Source organism: Alishewanella sp. HH-ZS, from assembly GCF_001704375.1.
Taxonomy (GTDB): domain Bacteria; phylum Pseudomonadota; class Gammaproteobacteria; order Enterobacterales; family Alteromonadaceae; genus Alishewanella; species Alishewanella aestuarii.
On record NZ_LZEJ01000046.1, the window covers coordinates 1 to 17555 of the forward strand.

A 17555-nucleotide genomic window follows, 5' to 3' on the forward strand; every position below is an offset into this window, starting at 1 on the left:
CGACTCTTTTTTTACCTCACTTCGTTTTTCGGGGCTTTCATCAGCACCCTGAAGCGAGGCGGCCATTTTAGTGATTTAAACTCTGCTGTCAAGCGTCTTTTTCAAGATTTTTGAGCGCTTCGTTTTCTCACCCGGTTTGCCAGCTAAACTGGTTTAGCGCAGCACCCGGCTACGCGCCCCGCATGGCATGGCGCGCATTATAGCGCGTTTTAACAAGGCTGCAAGCAGAGTTTATAGAAAACTTAGGGTTTTTAGATCGTTCGCAGAAAAATGCAGCAAAGCGGCTATTTTTAGACCTTTTTAATCGCCAACAAAGCTTTCAGACGCCTTTTACCGTAAGCAAAAGCTTTGTTAAAGATATGATGACTTACTGGTATATAGTGGCGCTCCGTTGGCGAAAGCCAGGGAATGTCTTCTACATCCGGATCGTTAATATAGACAAAGTCAGCGTCAACCGCACAAATCACTATCCAGTGCGGCGCTTTCGAACGGTCAAACTGCCAGGTACTGATTAGCGCCAATAAAATATAACCATCCTTTAGCAGCTTGCTTATTAAAGATAGATCCGGTTCGGTTAGTACCAAAGGTAAGCCTAGTTGCGTAACTTTGGCTTGGTCAGCCTGATAGACCCGCTGCATCACCGACTTTTTTTCAGGACTACGCACCGAATCCAAAAATAAGGGACCATCCTGATTCAGATAAATTTGCACTATAAAGCCGCGCTTTGCCGCAGCTAACGCCAAGCCTCTAGGACCACAACCTCCATGACCAGACGTCATAAATATCGTTGTTGCTTCCCGCCATAGTTCAATTTCCAGATGTTCGGGGCTGAATTCCCCGGGTTGAAAATAGTTAAATGCCATTAGCAGACAGGCAGGGCCGCAAGTAAATGGAGTGGTTTGCGCAATATAAGGCACCAGTTTGGTATAGGACGCGGCCTGATAATGATGAATTTGCTTTTGCAGGCACAACGCATCACTATGATCTTCGTAAAAATCCAGCTTAACGCCGAATGGATGATAGCCGAGATTTTGGTAAAGTTTTATTGCTGGCTGATTGTCAGGCCGCACTTCTAATCTTAATAACACACAATGCCTGAGCAGCGCCTTTTGCTCCGCATCCGCGATCAAACGCTTGGCCAGACCTTGCCCTTGCAAACGCGGTAACACAGCTATTGAATATAGCCTAGCCATACTGCTACCACGCCGGTAGATTAGTAAGTAATAACCCACTACCTCCTTATCCAGACAAAGCACGAACAAATCACTACGCTTCTCGGAGATAAAGCGCCTAAAGCTGCGTTGGCTCAACCGATCGCTCCGAAAACATTGCAGCTCAATAACCAGCAATGCCGATAGATCCTGACTTGTCGCTTCCCGGATCTCAATAAACTGTTGAACATCCATCCGATACAGTACTCAAAGCTAATATCTGATTATACTCAGTATAGTAGCGGACTTTATTCTTATTACCGATACTTTAGGTAATTTCTCAGGTAAGAGGACAGGATCTAACTTATGGCGAAACTGGTTATTGTTGTCGATAAACTGCAAGACTGGGCTCCTTTCTACCAATATGACGGCGTAATGAGTCTGCCGGCATATCTAAAATGGCAACCGAAACAAAAACAACGGGTACGGGTTATTAATCTGTGTCGCCAACCCCACTATCTGGGCACCGGCTATTACTGCTCACTGCTGGCTGAAGCACGTGGACATAACGTTATGCCATCATTGCGAGCTTTCAATAAATTTAATCGCTTTGAGATATCTGAGCTTATCGAAGAGCTTCCCGGCACATTACAAAGCTTGCTAGACAAAGCGCTGGCTGATGCTGCAGAACAGCAACTGCTGTTTAACATCTATTTTGGTGAAACCTCATCAAAAGCCCTGCGTAAATTTGCCAGCTATTTATTTGAGGCACTGCCAGTGCCCATTCTTCGGGTTGAGCTAAGTAAAAAGAATCACTGGCAGATCCGTTCCATAAAAATTGGTGCGGTACATAAGTTAACTGAGCAGGAACAAGGGCATTTTGCTGAAGTGTTGGAACGTTACAGTCACAAAATCTGGCGGCTGGAGCCAAAGAATGCCCGCTTTAAATATGATCTGGCTGTTCTGACCAACCCAAACGAGCCCTTTCCACCTTGCACTCCGAAGTCGCTGGAGCTATTTCGAAAAGCTGCAAAGCGCGCGGCTATGGATACTGAATTAATTTCAGCCCGGGATATTCAGCGGCTACCGGAGTTTGATGGCCTGTTTATTCGCGAAACCACAGGTGTAAATCACCACACCTTTCATCTGGCAGTAAAGGCAGAGCGCGAGGGATTGGCTGTCATCGACGATCCGAACTCAATCTTACGCTGTGGTAATAAGGTATACCTACAGACCTTATTTCAGCAGCATAAAGTGCCGGTGCCGGACGGCTTAATGCTATTTAAACAAGACGAAGATAATCTGGAGCGCGCCGCCGATACGCTTGGCTTACCTTTGGTTTTAAAGATCCCTGACGGCAGCTTCTCCCGTGGCGTGGTTAAAGTCAGTACTCTGACCGAGTTAAAAGCACAGCTAAATGCTCTGTTTGAACAGAGCGCTATTATCCTGGCCCAGCGTTATACCTATACCGAGTTTGACTGGCGGATTGGCGTATTGAACGGTCAGCCACTATTCGCCTGTAAGTATTTTATGGCCCGCAATCACTGGCAAATTTATAAGCACGGTAAGGGCAAAACTCAGAGTGGCGGTTTTACCACCTGTGCGATTGCAGAGGTGCCGGCCCATGTGTTGCAAGCTGCGCTTGCCGCCTGTAAACCTATAGGTGACAGTCTATACGGTGTCGATCTGAAGCAAGCGGGTGACCAGGTATTTGTTATTGAGGTTAATGACAACCCCAATATTGATGATGGTGTCGAGGACTTGTATTTAGGCAGCAAACTCTATGATCTGCTAGTTGAAGATTTTATCCGGCGCATTGAATTAAACCGATAAAAAAACCGGCTTAAGCCGGTTAATTTGGTGCAGATGGAGAGACTCGAACTCTCACGCCTTGTGGGCACAAACACCTGAAGCTTGCGTGTCTACCAATTCCACCACATCTGCGTTATGTCTACAGCGCTAGCTGCTCAACATGGCGTGCAGTATAACGATTTCAAAAGCAGCGTCAACTGGCTTTTTTAAAAATCTTACTGTTTGCTTAAATTTACAACGCGCGGAGCCAAACGCTGGTAAAAGCTATGCCCGGGTGGATTATAGGCACATAAAAGCAAAAAACCGGCCTTGGCCGGTTAATTTGGTGCAGATGGAGAGACTCGAACTCTCACGCCTTGTGGGCACAAACACCTGAAGCTTGCGTGTCTACCAATTCCACCACATCTGCATAACGTTTTGCGCAGTACGCTTAACGTGGCGTGCAGTATAGCGACTTATCAGGCCGCGTCAATACGATTTTCAGCCTGATAAGCGCGGTTGCACAATTTAGCAGCGTTTTAGCCTTTTTGGGCTTTTTTCAGCAAGCCAATCTCTTCCAGACGTTGCATCAGATAGTCGTTAGAGTTAATCGGCTCCGGATAGCGGTTTGGCCGCTCAGCGCTGACACAACTGGCTAAGGTTTCAATCACATAATCCGGATTCGGATGCATAAAAAACGGGATAGAATAACGAGGCTCACCCGCCGCTGCACCCGCCGGGTTCACCACCCGATGCGTCGTTGATGGCAGTACATGGTTAGTTAAGCGCTGCAGCATATCGCCGATATTGACGACAATAGTGCCTTCAATGGTGGTCACCGGTAACCAGCTACCATCGCGGCGCAAAATTTCCAGTCCAGCCTCATTAGAACCCACCAATAAGGTGATCAGGTTAATATCTTCATGCTGACCAGCCCGGATCGATTGGGTTGAGGTGTCCTTAATCGGCGGATAGTGAATCGGCCGCAGAATGGAATTACCGTAATTCACTTTATCAGCAAAATACGACTGGTCTTGCCCCAGGAAAAGCGCCAGTGCTTCCAATACCCGGTTACCCAGCTTTTCCAGCTCGGTATATAAACGGTAAGTCGCGTCTTTAAATGCCGGTACTTCAGTTGGCCAGACATTCGGATATAAACTGGGATGCGGCGCTGGGCCGTCCAGCTCCCGGCCCACATGCCAGAATTCCTTCAGATCCGGGTGATTAGAATCCTTGGCTTTTTCCACGCCAAAACCGGTGTATCCACGTGCCCCACCCTGACCTGGCTGGTGATACTTGGCTTTAACTTCGGTTGGCAGTGCAAAAAACTGCTTAATAGCTTGATAAGTGTTCTCTATTACCTCATCCGGAATACCGTGACCACTAATGCCACAAAATCCAAACTCAGTATAGGCCTTGCCAATTTCGGCAACAAAGTTATCTTTGTCGGTGGCAAACCGTCTTATATCCAACGTTGGAACATGTTGAGTCATATAAAAGACCTGTTTTTAGCCTAAAGAAAAAAAGAACCCTGCAATCGCAGCGCTCATTAAATTCGCTAATGTTGCAGCAAGTAAGGCTTTTAAACCTAACTCGGCAATATCAGCGCGCCGGCCTGGCGCCATACCACCCAGGCCGCCTAACAAAATGGCAATTGATGAGAAATTGGCGAAGCCACACAGAGCGATAGTAACTATCACCTGAGTATGGGCGCTTAACTGCTCTTTCACCTGCACAAAGTCGAGGTATGCGACAAATTCATTAATCACCAGCTTTTGACCGATAAAACTGCCAGCCGCGCGGGCTTCTTCCCAGGACACACCCAGAATAAAAGCCAGCGGTTGGAATACGTAACCGAAAATCAGTTGTAAAGTAAGATCGTCTTTACCTAACCAACCACCGATTCCACCGACAATGCCGTTAACCAAGGCGATTAAACCGACAAAGGCCAATAACATTGCACCAACATTCAGAGCCAGCTGCATGCCACTGGAAGCGCCCGCTGCTGCGGCATCAATCAGATTAGTATGCGGCTTTTCAGTAGTAATCTCTGCCAGATCATTTTTTGGCGTTTCGGTCTCCGGCAAAATCATCTTGGCCATTAAAAAGCCACCCGGTGCCGCCATAAAGCTGGCCGCAATCAGATACTTTAACTCCACACCTAAACCAGCATAGCCGGCTAATACCGAACCAGCTACCGATGCCAGCCCCCCTACCATCACGGCAAACAACTCAGAACGGGTCATCGTTGGGATAAAAGGTTTAACAATAAGTGGTGCTTCCGTCTGACCAACAAAGATATTGGCCGCAGCTGACATCGACTCAGGCCGGCTGGTGCCGAGTAATTTTTGTAGGCCACCGCCAATTAGTCGAATTACCCAGGTCATAATACCGACGTGATATAGCACCGCTATTAATGACGAGAAGAAAATAATGATGGTTAGTACATGGATGGCAAAAATAAAGCCTTGCGAGAAGTTACCCAAGTCACCAAACAGAAACTGGATACCGGCGTTGGCATAGCCGATAACATTCGCTACGACCTGAGAGATGCTGTAGAGCACTTCCTGACCAAAGGGCACATAGAGCACAAAGGCACCAATGGCAATTTGAATGGCAAAGGCACCACCAACAGTGCGCCAGTTGATCCGGCTACGATTTGCTGACGCCAGGTAGGCGACCAATAACAGGGCAACAATGCCCACTAATCCCATCATAATGTTTTCCTGGTTGTTATTCCGACAATAGCTGGCGGATTTTTGCTTTTATAATATCGATAGCAATCTGGTTTTTGCCACCGCGGGTGACCACCAGATCGGCGTATTGTTTCGAGGGGGCGATAAACTCAAAAAAGGCAGGGCGCACTGTGCTTTCATACTGCTCAGTCACCGAGGACAAACTGCGGCCGCGATCTTCGAGGTCACGTTTGATCCGGCGCAGCAAACAGATATCCAGCGGCGTATCCATAAAAACCGTGATATCAAATTGATCACGTAACTGCTCGTCTGTCAGCAATAAGATCCCTTCTACCAGGATCACTTTTGCCGGTTGGACCTTGATAGTGTCCTCAATGCGGGTGTGAAGTTTGTAACTATACTGCGGCATCGCTATGGTTTGGCCTGTACGCAATGCCTTTAAGTGTTCGACCAAGAGTTCATGTTCGAAGGCTGACGGATGGTCATAGTTAGTCAGGATCCGTTGTTCAAAAGACAAATGACTCTGATCGCGGTAGTAAGCATCTTCAGACAGGATCGCAATACGCTCGCCACCCAACTCAGCTACCAGTTCCTGATAAACAGTTGAGGCAAATAAACTTTTACCGGAAGCAGAGGCGCCGGCAATAGCGATAATGGTTCTTTTACCCATAAAACAGCCCGAAGAATTGCAAAAAGCTGGTAATTATCGCTAATAACGCTGTGATTAGGAATAAAAACTTCCAAAAAAAATGCCAGTCAATTGACTGGCATTTTTACGACCTCTAAATAATTAGAAGCGGTAGCTTACACCCATTTTCAGTCTCCAAGTAGAGAACTGGTTGTAGAACTTGTCGTAGTTGTTAGTGTTGTTGGTAACGTTACCGTAAATATACTGGCCAGTTGTTGGGTTGATGTTGAAGTCAACCAACTGGATAGTACCGAAATCACTACCATAAACACGGCCTTGTGAGCTGTCTAACAGGTTCAGGAAGTTCGCGATAGTGAAGTAGAAAGTACCTTTATGGCCTTCTAACAACCCAGGGATCTCCTGACGGAAGTTCAGATCAAGCGTCGTTACCCAAGGGGTAGTGTTGGCACCACGTGGTGCATAACCACCGGCATACTTGTCCAAGCCCAGCGCATTGATGGTATTGAAGAAGTTGGTGCGAGCTGCATCGTTAAGGAACACGACGTTCGGGTCATTTGGTGTCGGGATATACACCAGTAACGCGTTCGAAGTGGTACCCGGACTCAGCAGGTTGTATGGGTTAGCAAAACCAGTGCTGGTGATAAAGGTATTGTTATTACCATTCAGGAAGTAAGTAATCGGCTTACCTGAGCGACGCTCATAGAACATATTGACGTTGGTCTTGTAACCAGCGAAGAATTCATGCTCGTAGCCGAAATTTACAACGAAACGGTGTTCAGTTTCAAAAGCTGAACGACCAACAACTGCTTCATTACGGTTAATCGTAGTGTTGAAACCGTAGTTACTGGTTGCCGTTGAGCTAGTACTGGTGTGAGAATCAGTAATATCTTGGTTGGTATAAGAAGTAGTCACCCGAATACCGTTATCCCAAGCCTTGCTCAGCATAGTACTGAAAATCTTCGAGCGACCTTCTTTATCGGCATTCGTTAACATCAGATCTCGTGGCGTCGTCGCATTATAAATAATACGCTGACCGTCAGCCGTAAATCTCGACTCACGTCCAGTCAAGCTGGCATCTACCCAGAACGCTGTATTTTCGGGCTTTTTATACATATATTCCGTGGTCCACATTACGTCATCAGCAATGTACGGAATATTGATCATGTAATCAGCCGCTAACTGGAAGCGCCAATCTGATGGCATCTTAAAGTTAGGATCTGTGAAGTTAGTATCAGCGAATACGGCTGAATTAGCCACCGCATCTTTAAACGCCTGAGGTACATCTTTGATATCCACATTATTTAAGGCTGAGGCTAGCGGGCTGCTAGAAGGGTTACGCACATCAAATTGTGCGCGACCAACGCCAGGGTTTGAATACGCGTTTGAGATCCAGACTGTTGGCTGACCACCTGAGAAGCGACCAATACCACCACGAACAGTTAAATCGTCAGCGGCATCCCACTTAAAGCCAAAACGTGGCAGGAAAATATCTAGACCATCCAGATTTTCAGTATTATCGAAGCCTGTGCGGTCTTTCGCTTGCTGGTTAAATACCGGACGGTCACTTGACGCTAGCATTTCATAACGCAGACCGATATCAATTTGTAAACTGTCAGTCACAAACCACTGATCATGAACATACATCGCGTGCTCGTCACGAACGAACTCCGCAGCCGCATCAGCAGGGTTCAGGCTGGTTGCGTTTTGGTAGATTAACCGTGACGCACGACGCGCTTCAAAAGCTGCCAGGCTGTCAAAGGTGTATGAGCCTTTAGTGTTCTGCAAGAACATGTTAAAGATGTCCAGGCGCTTAAACTGGTAACCGAAGCTCAGATTGTGATCACCCAACAGGTAGTCCGCATCGATGGCTACAATAGTCGACTTCTTGTTCAGTTCGTTTGAGTGACGTGAAAAGTCAGAACCCAAACCTATATTATTGGTACCTACGCCAATGTTAACAGTGATGTCACCGAAATCACTGAACGATGCCTGGGTCGTCGGGTTATCGATATAAGTCAGACTAAACTGAGTAGAAAAATCTGGCGTCCAGTCAGAGTAAAGTTTGAATGCGTAGTTGTTTAACTCTTCAATCCGGTTATACCAGTGTGAAGATAAACGTAAACGGTTGGCCGCAGACGTCGTGTTGGCAGTCCGGTTACCCTTATTGTACTGGTAAGTTAACGCAGCACGGTGATCCTGGCTAATGTTCCAATCTAGCTTAACTAATAACTTCTTATCATCAGTTACAGGTGTGAAATCCCAGGTCCCGGCATCAACACCGTAAACATCACGGGCAATACGACGTACAGCTTCATAGTCAGCTAAAGTCGCAACTGAGGTGTTGGCTGCGCCACTACCAGCTGGACCCCATTCAATTGGGGTATCAGCTTCATAGAACTCATAAGAAACGAAATAGAACAGTTTGTCTTGTACTACCGCGCCTCCAGCTGTGGCTCCATAGGTATACTCGTCAAATTGCAGAGGACGCTTGTTACGACCATCTTTCGGCGTACCAGCCCACTTGTCATTTTGTTTCTCGTACATTACCGAGCCGGTAAACTTATTAGTACCTGAACGGGTTACAGCGTTAATTTTAGCGCCTTGGAAACCACTGTCTTTGGCATTGAAAGGCGAAACGTCGATAGTGATCTGGTCGATGGCATCTAATGAAATAGGCGAACGAGTGGTTGGATAACCGTTAGCATTCAAACCAAAATCGTCGTTCTGAGCGATACCATCGATACTGATACTGTTGAAACGTGGGTTAGTACCGGCAACCACTAACTCACCATCTTTGGCAGTTAGTACGGCCAGAGGATTATTCCGCACTACGTCCTTAATATCACGATCGAAGCTTGGCGTATTGGCAACATCATTGGCACCGAAGTAGCTGCTACTGCCGGTGTTGCCTGCCAGAATAGCAGTACCGGTAACGGCGATACGCTCGACTTGTTGCGCTTCTAACTCAGCGTTAATCCGGAAAGATTCACCAAGTGATATAAAGATATTGTTGTAAACCTTAGTGCCTTGCGGGCTAGTAATAGTAATGGTGTAAGGACCACCAACACGTAAACCTGAGCTGGCAAAAGCACCGGCCTGGTTAGTCGTAGCAACAGAGCGGGTACCTGACGGCACGTGTAAAATTTCAACGCGGGCGTTGGCTGCAACTTCACCTGTTGCAGTAACAACGTTACCACGGATTGCAGAAGAGGTATCAGCAAATGCCATGTTGCTTACGCCAAGCGCGAGCGTAACGGCCATCGCTAAGTGTCTAATTTTCATATCGTTTTCACCTGGTAGTTGTGGGTTATGCTAAATCCGATTTAGTTTTTGCACAGATAATATTCAATCTGGGTATCCAAGCCTAAACGAAGATTATTTCACTTTCGTTACAGATCCCAAATTAGAGGAACTTATCTATAGTTATACTGTCAAAGGGCGTTCCCGTCATATTAGTGTAACATGTCTAATTTCTGATGCGAATAATAGTGCAGAAAATCAACGAAAAAAGTTCCATTTAAATTTATCTTTTCTCAAAAGCACCATCCTTTTCCAACACTTCGCCGACTTAATCGGCCAGCTTAACCTGCCAAGACTGGATCTTCTGTTATCGACTGGCTATGCTGTTTGACCTTTTCGTTATATCGGGAACAGCAATGCTTCAACGCTTGATCGCCAAACTTTGTGTTGGCTTTTTTTTACTCAACAGTCAGGTGCTTATGGCCACGCAGCAAATCACTGTCGCTACCTTTAATGTCAGTATGGAAGCCGAAAACTACCTACCGCAAGGTGAAAGAGGCAGCAGCCAGATCTTGGTTGATATTCTGGCCAACGGCGACCACCCTCAGGTGAAAAATATTGCTGCCATTATTCAGCGGGTGCGGCCAGACATCCTGCTGTTAAATGAATTCGACTATATTGCCGATCCGAAACAAGGTATCGAAGCCTTTATCAAAAACTATCTGAATCAGCCACAAGCCGGCGGCCAGGCGATTGATTACCCCTACTACTATTACAATACGGTCAATACTGGCCAACCCAGCCCGTTTGACCTGGATAATGACGGCGCGGCGACCGGTGTAGGTGCCGATGCCTGGGGCTATGGCTTTTACCCCGGCCAATATGGCATGGTGTTGCTGTCAAAATATCCGATCCAGAGCGAGCAGATCCGCACTTTCCAGCATTTTAAATGGCGCGACATGCCGGGGCACAAAGTCACGTTAAATGCCGACGGCTCCCCCTGGTATAGTGCCGAAGCGTGGCAACAGCTGCCACTGTCTTCCAAAGCCCATTGGGATATCCCGGTACTGGTCAACGGTATCAGTGTACACCTGCTGGCCAGCCACCCGACACCGCCGGTATTTGACGGCCCGGAAAACCGCAATGGCAAACGCAATCATGATGAGATCCGGTTCTGGGTAGATTATCTGCAACCAGCGCAAGCGACTTATATCTATGATGACCGGGGCACAGCAGGTGGTCTAACCGCCGGTAGCCGCTTTGTGATTGTCGGTGATCTTAACGCCTCAGCGGAAGGTGAAGGCGATGCGATTCATAGTGGCATCTTAAGTTTGGTGCAGCATCCGCTGGTAAACGGTAGCTTTATCCCGACCAGTATTGGCGCTGCTGAACATAGCCCGGGCCGTCCACACGCGGCCAGTCATACCGCCAGTTGGCGGATGCGGGCAGACTATGTGCTGCCATCGAAGCAAGGCTTGAAGATTAAAGAAGGTGGAGTCTTCTGGCCGGCAAAAGCCGATGCGGACTATCCGTTAGTCGGCGCCCGTGATGCCAGCTCAGATCACCGGCTGGTTTGGCTAACCCTGCAGCTCACCGATTAGCGCTTTAGCGCTTAATCGGTTGCACATGTACCGTGACCTCTTCCCGGTCATGGTACAGATGCCGCGCCTGCAGTTGATATCGGAATCCTGCTTCCTGTAACTGCTGCTCAAACGCGGCCAGTACTCCTTTTACCGTCTCGTAACGTCTTTTCATCGGTAGTTTCAGGTTAAAAATCGTTTCCTGACACCAGCCCTGAATTAACCACTGTGCAATGCGCGCGGCAACGCGCTGCGGCTGCTCAATCATATCGCAAACCAACCAGTACACATTTTTCTTGGCGGGGACAAATTTGAAACCGTCCACCATCAGATGCTTGACCTGCCCCGTTTCCATTAGCGACTCAGCCATGGGACCATTGTCGATAGCGGTCACCATCATACTGCGTTTCACCAACTGATAGGTCCAGCCACCAGGACAAGCACCTAAATCCACCGCTTGCATACCTGGCGCCAGCCGGGTTTCCCATTCATCTTTCGGGATAAAGGTAATAAAGGCTTCTTCCAGCTTCAAAGTACTGCGACTAGGTGCTTCCGGCGGGAACTTCAGCCGCATAATACCGTTTTCCAGCGCAGAATTATTCTCCGGGTAAGACAAACCCAGATAACCGCTTGTGCCACTTAATAAAAACAAGTGCAAAACCGGCGCACGTTTATGTTCTTTTTGCAGCATCACCCCAGCCTGACGCAAGGACTGGCGCAGCGGCACAGTCAGCTTGCGTGCCAGTGTCGATAACGTCTTGCCATCGTTCGTATCGGGGAATTCCACCCGCAAGCTACCACAGCCGCTGAGTTCTTCCGCCAGTGCGGCCTGCAGTACGGGCGCGATCCGATCCTGAGCTGGCAGCTCCAGTTCGCTGCTCAGCAGCAATAACCACTGCCGGATAAAGATAAAGTGCTGAAAATCGAAATCGCGGTAAAAGCGCTGTAACGCTTCACTGTCATAGGCCTCAAAGATCACGAAGGCGCTGTTGGCTTTCAATTTACAAAAACCAAACACCGCAAAGGCTGCGGCCTGATCCTGCAGCTCTGCCGCCGCTTCTTTTTCAAAGCCGGCACGGCAATATACTAATAATTGTTTCATCTTACTCTCTATGCCAGGTTGTCTGGCGCCAGCTTGCGATGGCCAGAAGCAGCCAACCTAAAATAAAGCTCTGGCCACCCAGCGGGGCCAAAGCAGAAATATGTAGCGGCAAGGCAAAAACGCCGCTTAGCAGTGTCCAACAAAACAGCCAGACACCCAGATGCCAACACAGTCTGACGGCCAGTAACAGCTTCGTCGGCTGCCAGATATTTAACAGCAGCAAACCTAAGGCATGTAATGCCAACATGGCTAAAGCAGCCAACACCCGCCAGGTCGCCAACTCCGTTAAGCTGCTGTGCCATAAATGCATCAGTGCTGCCGCAAGCGCCACTACTGCGCCGCCGTATAGAGCTGCCAGACTAGTACTTAACTTTAGCCAGAATTGCATCGATACTCCCGCGGGTAAACTCGGCGGCCTGTGTTATTAATTGGCGCTGGCTCAGGCCACTACTTTTAAGTGGCTGAAAATCGTGATCCGCTGTTTTTAACCAGTGTAAGATCACCCCGGGCCAAGCTGAAATCAGCGCGCTCAGTTCAGCGTAGTTGCCAAAGGGATCCCGTTCGCCCTGCATTATAATAAGCGGCCGGCTAAGCTCAGAAAAATGCCCGGTACGCCACTGTGCTTTACGCGGCGGATGAAACGGATAACCATAGGCAAATACCGCCCTCACCTGCTCCTCCAAAGATTCAGGCAGCGCGGCCAGCAGCGACGCAACACGCCCACCCATTGATTTACCGCCAATAAACAGCGGCAAATCGTCACCCAGCGCCTTTATCGCCGCCGCTAACTCCGGTAGCAAACTGGCAACTTTAGGCGGCGGCACCGGTTTACCAAGTTCGCGTTTACGCTGCATATAAGCAAACTCGAACAGCGCTACATCTATCTGCTGTTGCTGCAGCGCTGCGGCCAGCTGCTGCATAAAGGCGCTATCACAGCCGGCGCCGGCGCCATGGCAAAGTAATAACCTGGCCACCGCTGTCATGGTAGCACTCGCACAGCAAATGTCTGCGATACCAGAGAATTAACTCGCATTTAATCATCCATTGCCACTGCATTGGTAAATTGCTGCTCGGCAAATTCGGCCTGCTCAGCGCTGACCATATCCAGCATCCATTGTCGGAACGCTGTGATCTTGCCAAGCTCGGTTTGACTCTCGCGACACACCAGATAGTAAGAGTCTTTACTGATCAGCACATGATTAAACGGTACGATCAGCCGGCCAGAGCTAATATCTGGCCGCGCCAGTACATTATGCGCCAAGGCTACGCCCTGACCATGAATCGCCGCCTGCAGCACCATCGAGGAATGACTAAAAATCGGCCCCTGATTAACATTAAAGTTTTTAAAACCCTGGGTAGTAAACCAGGCTTTCCAGGCACGGCGTGAGCCATCATGCAGCAGGTTATGAAAACGCAGATCGGTTGGCTCTTTCAGCGGTTTGCTGCCATTTAATAACAGCGGTGAACAAACCGGTAGTAAATATTCGGTATGTAATTTATCGGCATGCAGGTTTCGCCAGTTACCGCGACCATAATAAATGGCGACATCAACATCATCGGTCAGCGAGCCTTCATCCTGATCCACGGCCTTGATCCGCACGTCGATATCCGGATGCTGCTCACTAAACTGGTTTAACCGCGGCACCAGCCACTGAATGGCAAAGCTTGGCTGCAGGCTAACGGTCAAGGATCCCTTAGCACCACGTGCCAGCAATTTTTCGGTGGCTTCGTGTAGCTGCAAAAAGATCTCTTTAATATCGAGAAAATAGCTCTGCCCTTCTTCGGTTAGCAGCAAAGAGCGGTTTTTCCGCATAAAGAGTTTCAGCCCCAGATGATCTTCCAGTGCTTTGATCTGATGACTAATCGCCGCCTGGGTCACATAGAGCTCTTCGGCCGCCTTGGTAAAACTTAGATGCCGGGCAGCAGTTTCAAAAGCTTTTAATGCATTAAGCGGCGGTAAACGGCGGGCCATAAGTCTCCGAAACGGGCGTAATACAGCGCTTAGTTAGCAGGTGGCGTATAGCCATCAATCTGCACATCCTGCCCCTGGAACAAAAAGGCTTCCATCTGCTGCTCTAACAACTTGCGATGCTCAACATTCATCATATTCAGCTTTTTCTCGTTAATCAGCATCACCTGTTTTGCTTGCCACTGTGCCCAGGCTTCTTTGCTGATGTTGTCGAAAATTTTCTTACCCAGCTCGCCCGGATAGAACTGGAAATCCAATCCTGGCGCCTCTTTTTGCAGAAATTGGCAAAATACGGTACGGCTCATAATTTTTCCTTGCTCAGACTTAATGCAGCCAGCTGCTGCAGCAGGTTTTTTGCCGGGGCTGACAACCCCAGTTCAGGTATGGCGCTTATTGTATACCAGAGCGCGGCAGATTGCTCCTCTACCCGCGCCGGCAAGCTGGAAAGTTGCAGCCAAAGCGGATTGATCCATAAATGAAAATGGCTGAAGGTATGCCGAAAGGTCGCCAGCTCCGTTTGTTGTTGCACCGCCAGGCCCTGCAGCGCGATAAATTGCTCGCGCTCTGCGGCAGTGGCAAATTCCAGAAAACCATATAAGCCGCCCCATAAGCCACTAGCCGGACGCTGCTTTAGCAACACCTGATCGGCTGCGGTTAACAGTAGCCAAAAACTTTGCTGCTCAGGTAAGGCTTTCTTTGGTTTTTTACCCGGATAACCTTGCTGCTCGCCCTTTAACGCCGCCTGACAATGCCGGGCCAGCGGACACTCGGCACAACGCGGTTTGCTGCGGCTGCAAAGCGAAGCGCCCAAATCCATCATCGCCTGATTAAACTGCTTTACTGTATCCTTAGGCGTATAGCGCTCTGCGAGTTGCCATAGCTGCTGCTCGACCTTTTTCTCGCCCGGCCAGCCGCTTACTGCGGCAAAACGACTCAGCACCCGCTTGCAGTTACCATCTAAAATCGGGTAGTGCTGTCCCAGCGACAACGACAGAATAGCGCCGGCGGTAGAACGCCCGACACCGGGCAGCGCCAATACTTGTGAAAATTCGGTTGGAAATTCGCCCTGATGCAGTTCGACGATCTGCCGTGCCGCCTGATGTAAATTACGCGCCCGCGCATAATAGCCAAGACCAGTCCAGTAGTGCAGCACCTCGTCGATTTGCGCAGCAGCCAGGGTTTTAACGTCCGGGAAACGGGCGAAAAAACGCTGAAAATAGGGTATTACCGTCACCACTTGCGTCTGCTGTAACATTACCTCCGAGAGCCAGGTTTTATAGGGGCTGGGCTGTTGCTGCCAGGGTAAATCTTTGCGGCCATGTTGCTGGTACCATGCTACCAACTGCTCACTAAACCAGGTATCAGTTTGCAAAAATACGACTCCTGCCATTGAAAAGCACCGATTGTAACAGAGCCCGAGGTTGAGCTTGCTACCGTTTCCAAGGATAATAGCCGACTTATTTTTCAGATTGGAGCTTTGCATGACCAACCAGGCCACACCGCCAAACGAGCATCAGCCGGATGATGCCAGTACGCAACCTTATTTACGGCGGATCCGCTCTTTCGTGTTGCGTGAAGGCCGCTTAACCAAGGGCCAACAACTGGCGCTGGAAAATCACTGGTCAAGCTATGGCGTGAATTATCAGCCGGTACTACTGGATCTGGACCAGCTGTTTGGCCGTAGCGCCCCGCGGGTACTGGAAATTGGCTTTGGCATGGGCAAATCACTGGTGGCGATGGCAAAAGCGGCACCGGAACAGGATTTTATCGGTATTGAGGTGCATAAACCGGGCGTTGGCGCCTGCTTATCCGAAGCCGTTGCGCAGGGCGTAAGCAATCTGAAAGTGTTTGAACATGATGCGGTTGAAGTGTTAGCCGAGATGATCCCGGAGCAAAGCCTGGATACAGTGCAACTGTTTTTCCCGGATCCCTGGCACAAAAAGCGCCATCATAAAAGACGTATCGTGCAGCCAGACTTTGTGCAGGCACTGCGCAGTAAATTAAAGATCGGTGGTGTCTTTCATATGGCGACCGATTGGGAAAACTATGCCGAGCATATGCTGGAAGTCATGCAAGCTGCCGAAGGTTTTCAGAACTTATCCGCCAACAACACCTATGTCGAACGCCCTGAACACCGGCCTTTGACCAAATTCGAACAACGCGGCCAACGCTTGGGCCATGGTGTCTGGGATCTGATGTTTAAAAGGATAAGTTAATGCTTGCTAACAGCAGTCAGCTGATTTTACGCAACCTGGACGATTTACAGGGCCCGGTATTATTTGTCGAGCCAGAAGCCGACCAACTGGCCCGCCAGTTACCGGCATTGGGGCAAATCAGCTGCTTTACCACCGATGCCGCCGTTAAACAGCAGTGGCAGCAAGCCGGTGCCGAGGTTTACTTTAGCGCTACACCAGCCTTTAGCCAGCAGTTTGCCACCGCAGTGCTGTTTTATCCCAAGAGTAAAGAATTACTGGCCGATAATCTGGCCCGTATCGCCAGTGCGCTGCAGCCTGATGCCCAGCTCTATGTGGTAGGTGATAATAAAGGCGGTATTAAAAGCCTGGTTAATCACGCCGAGAAGCTGGGGTTACATGCGCATAAACTGGATAACGCCAAACACTGCCTGTGGTTTTCACTCACAGGCGATCTCAGTCAACTCAAACCCGGCGCCATCAGTCAGTTTAACATTCAGCATAAGGGGCATAACCTGACAATCTGTTCGCTGCCTGGGGTATTTAATCATGGCAAGCTGGATACCGGCACGGCGCTGTTACTGCAGCACCTGGGGCATATCCAGGATGGCAAGGTGCTGGACTTCGCCTGCGGCGCCGGCATTATCGGCGCTGTACTAAAACAGCAGGCGCCAGGCATTGAGCTGTATTGCTCCGATATCAGCGCTTTGGCTATCGCTGCTACTAACGCGACCTTACAGGCTAACCAACTGAGTGGTCAGGTTATTGCCGCTGATGGTTTGCCAGCACAGCCGCAGCTGTTTAAGCATATTGTCAGCAATCCACCCTTTCACACCGGCATTAAAACCGACTACAGTATCAGTGAAGCCTTTATTGCCCAAAGCGCGGCGCGGCTGCAATCTGGTGGTACCTTAACACTGGTCGCCAATAATCATCTCGCCTATCAACAATTGCTGGAGCAGGCCTTTGGTAAGGTAAATATTCTGGCTAAAGCCAGTGGTTTTGTGATTTATCAGGCTACGAAAAAATAGCCTTAACAGGAGGCAGTAACGGTGCGGTTTAGCTTATTCGCATTTGGCAGTCTGATATTAGTAAAGCTGATGCCAGCGGCATTACTCGCAGCCGAAACTGACACGACAATCGAGAGCGCTACTGCGGCGACTAAATAACTGATCCTAATTGTGA

At 49.0% G+C, this 17555-nt stretch carries 15 protein-coding genes and 2 tRNA genes; 4 read left to right on the forward strand and 13 right to left on the reverse strand.

All coding sequences use genetic code 11. The features are described from left to right. Positions 1–290: 290 nt before the first annotated feature. Positions 291–1406, reverse strand: coding sequence for a GNAT family N-acetyltransferase/peptidase C39 family protein (locus A9165_RS14555; protein WP_065956441.1), 1116 nt, complete (start codon positions 1404–1406; stop codon positions 291–293). 111 nt (positions 1407–1517) lie between these two features. On the opposite strand from A9165_RS14555, the gene A9165_RS14560 reads away from it, so the two are divergent. Beyond that, a complete protein-coding gene (locus A9165_RS14560) occupies positions 1518–2984 on the forward strand; it encodes a RimK family protein (RefSeq protein WP_065956442.1) in 1467 nt (488 codons plus the stop codon). A 25-nt stretch (positions 2985–3009) separates the two neighbouring features. Here the strand turns inward: A9165_RS14560 and A9165_RS14565 are convergent. From A9165_RS14565 to A9165_RS14590, 6 genes are all read right to left on the reverse strand, one after another. Next, positions 3010–3095, reverse strand: a tRNA-Leu gene (locus A9165_RS14565). Between the two features lie 191 nt (positions 3096–3286). Further along, positions 3287–3372: transfer RNA gene (locus A9165_RS14570), tRNA-Leu, on the reverse strand. 109 nt (positions 3373–3481) lie between these two features. Next, positions 3482–4435 carry an isopenicillin N synthase family oxygenase gene (locus A9165_RS14575; RefSeq protein WP_008949821.1) on the reverse strand — a complete coding sequence of 318 codons (954 nt, stop codon included), beginning with the start codon at positions 4433–4435 and terminating at the stop codon, positions 3482–3484. Between the two features lie 15 nt (positions 4436–4450). Continuing rightward, complete coding sequence (locus A9165_RS14580) at positions 4451–5659, reverse strand: NupC/NupG family nucleoside CNT transporter (protein WP_065956443.1); 1209 nt, start codon at positions 5657–5659, stop codon at positions 4451–4453. 16 nt (positions 5660–5675) lie between these two features. After that, entirely contained in the window at positions 5676–6308 is a 633-nt protein-coding gene (gene udk / locus A9165_RS14585) for a uridine kinase (RefSeq protein ID WP_065956444.1), read from the reverse strand. A gap of 120 nt (positions 6309–6428) precedes the next feature. Further along, entirely contained in the window at positions 6429–9569 is a 3141-nt protein-coding gene (locus A9165_RS14590; RefSeq protein WP_065956445.1) for a TonB-dependent receptor domain-containing protein, read from the reverse strand. 374 nt (positions 9570–9943) lie between these two features. On the opposite strand from A9165_RS14590, the gene A9165_RS14595 reads away from it, so the two are divergent. Continuing rightward, complete coding sequence (locus A9165_RS14595; protein WP_065956446.1) at positions 9944–11128, forward strand: endonuclease/exonuclease/phosphatase family protein; 1185 nt, start codon at positions 9944–9946, stop codon at positions 11126–11128. 4 nt (positions 11129–11132) lie between these two features. On the opposite strand, the gene rlmM is transcribed toward A9165_RS14595, so the two are convergent. From rlmM to mutY, 6 genes are read right to left on the reverse strand one after another with little or no spacing between them, the layout of a single operon-like run. After that, positions 11133–12209: a 23S rRNA (cytidine(2498)-2'-O)-methyltransferase RlmM gene (gene rlmM, locus A9165_RS14600; RefSeq protein ID WP_065956447.1), complete on the reverse strand. Its 1077-nt coding sequence runs from the start codon at positions 12207–12209 to the stop codon at positions 11133–11135. A 1-nt stretch (position 12210) separates the two neighbouring features. After that, positions 12211–12597, reverse strand: a complete 387-nt coding sequence (locus A9165_RS14605) for a hypothetical protein (RefSeq protein ID WP_065956448.1) — start codon at positions 12595–12597, stop codon at positions 12211–12213. Further along, positions 12569–13192 (reverse strand): alpha/beta family hydrolase, encoded by a 624-nt coding sequence (locus tag A9165_RS14610; protein ID WP_065956449.1) that lies wholly within the window; start codon positions 13190–13192, stop codon positions 12569–12571. The genes A9165_RS14605 and A9165_RS14610 overlap by 29 nt, the downstream gene beginning before the upstream one ends. Positions 13193–13242: 50 nt before the next feature. Beyond that, positions 13243–14181, reverse strand: a complete 939-nt coding sequence (locus A9165_RS14615; protein WP_008608642.1) for a transcriptional regulator GcvA — start codon at positions 14179–14181, stop codon at positions 13243–13245. A gap of 29 nt (positions 14182–14210) precedes the next feature. After that, positions 14211–14483: an oxidative damage protection protein gene (locus A9165_RS14620; protein ID WP_065956450.1), complete on the reverse strand. Its 273-nt coding sequence runs from the start codon at positions 14481–14483 to the stop codon at positions 14211–14213. Then, entirely contained in the window at positions 14480–15550 is a 1071-nt protein-coding gene (mutY, locus tag A9165_RS14625) for an A/G-specific adenine glycosylase (RefSeq protein WP_065956451.1), read from the reverse strand. The genes A9165_RS14620 and mutY overlap by 4 nt, the downstream gene beginning before the upstream one ends. A 109-nt stretch (positions 15551–15659) precedes the next feature. Between mutY and trmB the strand changes: the two genes are divergently transcribed. Both trmB and A9165_RS14635 read left to right on the forward strand, forming a co-directional pair. Next, entirely contained in the window at positions 15660–16394 is a 735-nt protein-coding gene (gene trmB, locus A9165_RS14630; RefSeq protein WP_065956452.1) for a tRNA (guanosine(46)-N7)-methyltransferase TrmB, read from the forward strand. After that, complete coding sequence (locus tag A9165_RS14635; RefSeq protein ID WP_065956453.1) at positions 16394–17401, forward strand: class I SAM-dependent methyltransferase; 1008 nt, start codon at positions 16394–16396, stop codon at positions 17399–17401. Before trmB ends, A9165_RS14635 begins: the two co-directional genes overlap by 1 nt. Positions 17402–17555 lie beyond the last annotated feature (154 nt).

What these genes read in the sequence shown, in the direction of transcription:
- A9165_RS14590 (WP_065956445.1), bottom strand. Translation starts at nt 9,569, where the DNA reads ATGAAAATTAGACACTTAGCGATGGCCGTTACGCTCGCGCTTGGCGTA.
- A9165_RS14610 (WP_065956449.1), bottom strand. Translation starts at nt 13,192, where the DNA reads ATGACAGCGGTGGCCAGGTTATTACTTTGCCATGGCGCCGGCGCCGGC.
- A9165_RS14595 (WP_065956446.1), top strand. Translation starts at nt 9,944, where the DNA reads ATGCTTCAACGCTTGATCGCCAAACTTTGTGTTGGCTTTTTTTTACTC.
- trmB (WP_065956452.1), top strand. Translation starts at nt 15,660, where the DNA reads ATGACCAACCAGGCCACACCGCCAAACGAGCATCAGCCGGATGATGCC.
- A9165_RS14615 (WP_008608642.1), bottom strand. Translation starts at nt 14,181, where the DNA reads ATGGCCCGCCGTTTACCGCCGCTTAATGCATTAAAAGCTTTTGAAACT.
- rlmM (WP_065956447.1), bottom strand. Translation starts at nt 12,209, where the DNA reads ATGAAACAATTATTAGTATATTGCCGTGCCGGCTTTGAAAAAGAAGCG.
- A9165_RS14575 (WP_008949821.1), bottom strand. Translation starts at nt 4,435, where the DNA reads ATGACTCAACATGTTCCAACGTTGGATATAAGACGGTTTGCCACCGAC.
- A9165_RS14555 (WP_065956441.1), bottom strand. Translation starts at nt 1,406, where the DNA reads ATGGATGTTCAACAGTTTATTGAGATCCGGGAAGCGACAAGTCAGGAT.
- A9165_RS14580 (WP_065956443.1), bottom strand. Translation starts at nt 5,659, where the DNA reads ATGATGGGATTAGTGGGCATTGTTGCCCTGTTATTGGTCGCCTACCTG.
- A9165_RS14605 (WP_065956448.1), bottom strand. Translation starts at nt 12,597, where the DNA reads ATGCAATTCTGGCTAAAGTTAAGTACTAGTCTGGCAGCTCTATACGGC.
- udk (WP_065956444.1), bottom strand. Translation starts at nt 6,308, where the DNA reads ATGGGTAAAAGAACCATTATCGCTATTGCCGGCGCCTCTGCTTCCGGT.
- A9165_RS14560 (WP_065956442.1), top strand. Translation starts at nt 1,518, where the DNA reads ATGGCGAAACTGGTTATTGTTGTCGATAAACTGCAAGACTGGGCTCCT.
- A9165_RS14635 (WP_065956453.1), top strand. Translation starts at nt 16,394, where the DNA reads ATGCTTGCTAACAGCAGTCAGCTGATTTTACGCAACCTGGACGATTTA.
- A9165_RS14620 (WP_065956450.1), bottom strand. Translation starts at nt 14,483, where the DNA reads ATGAGCCGTACCGTATTTTGCCAATTTCTGCAAAAAGAGGCGCCAGGA.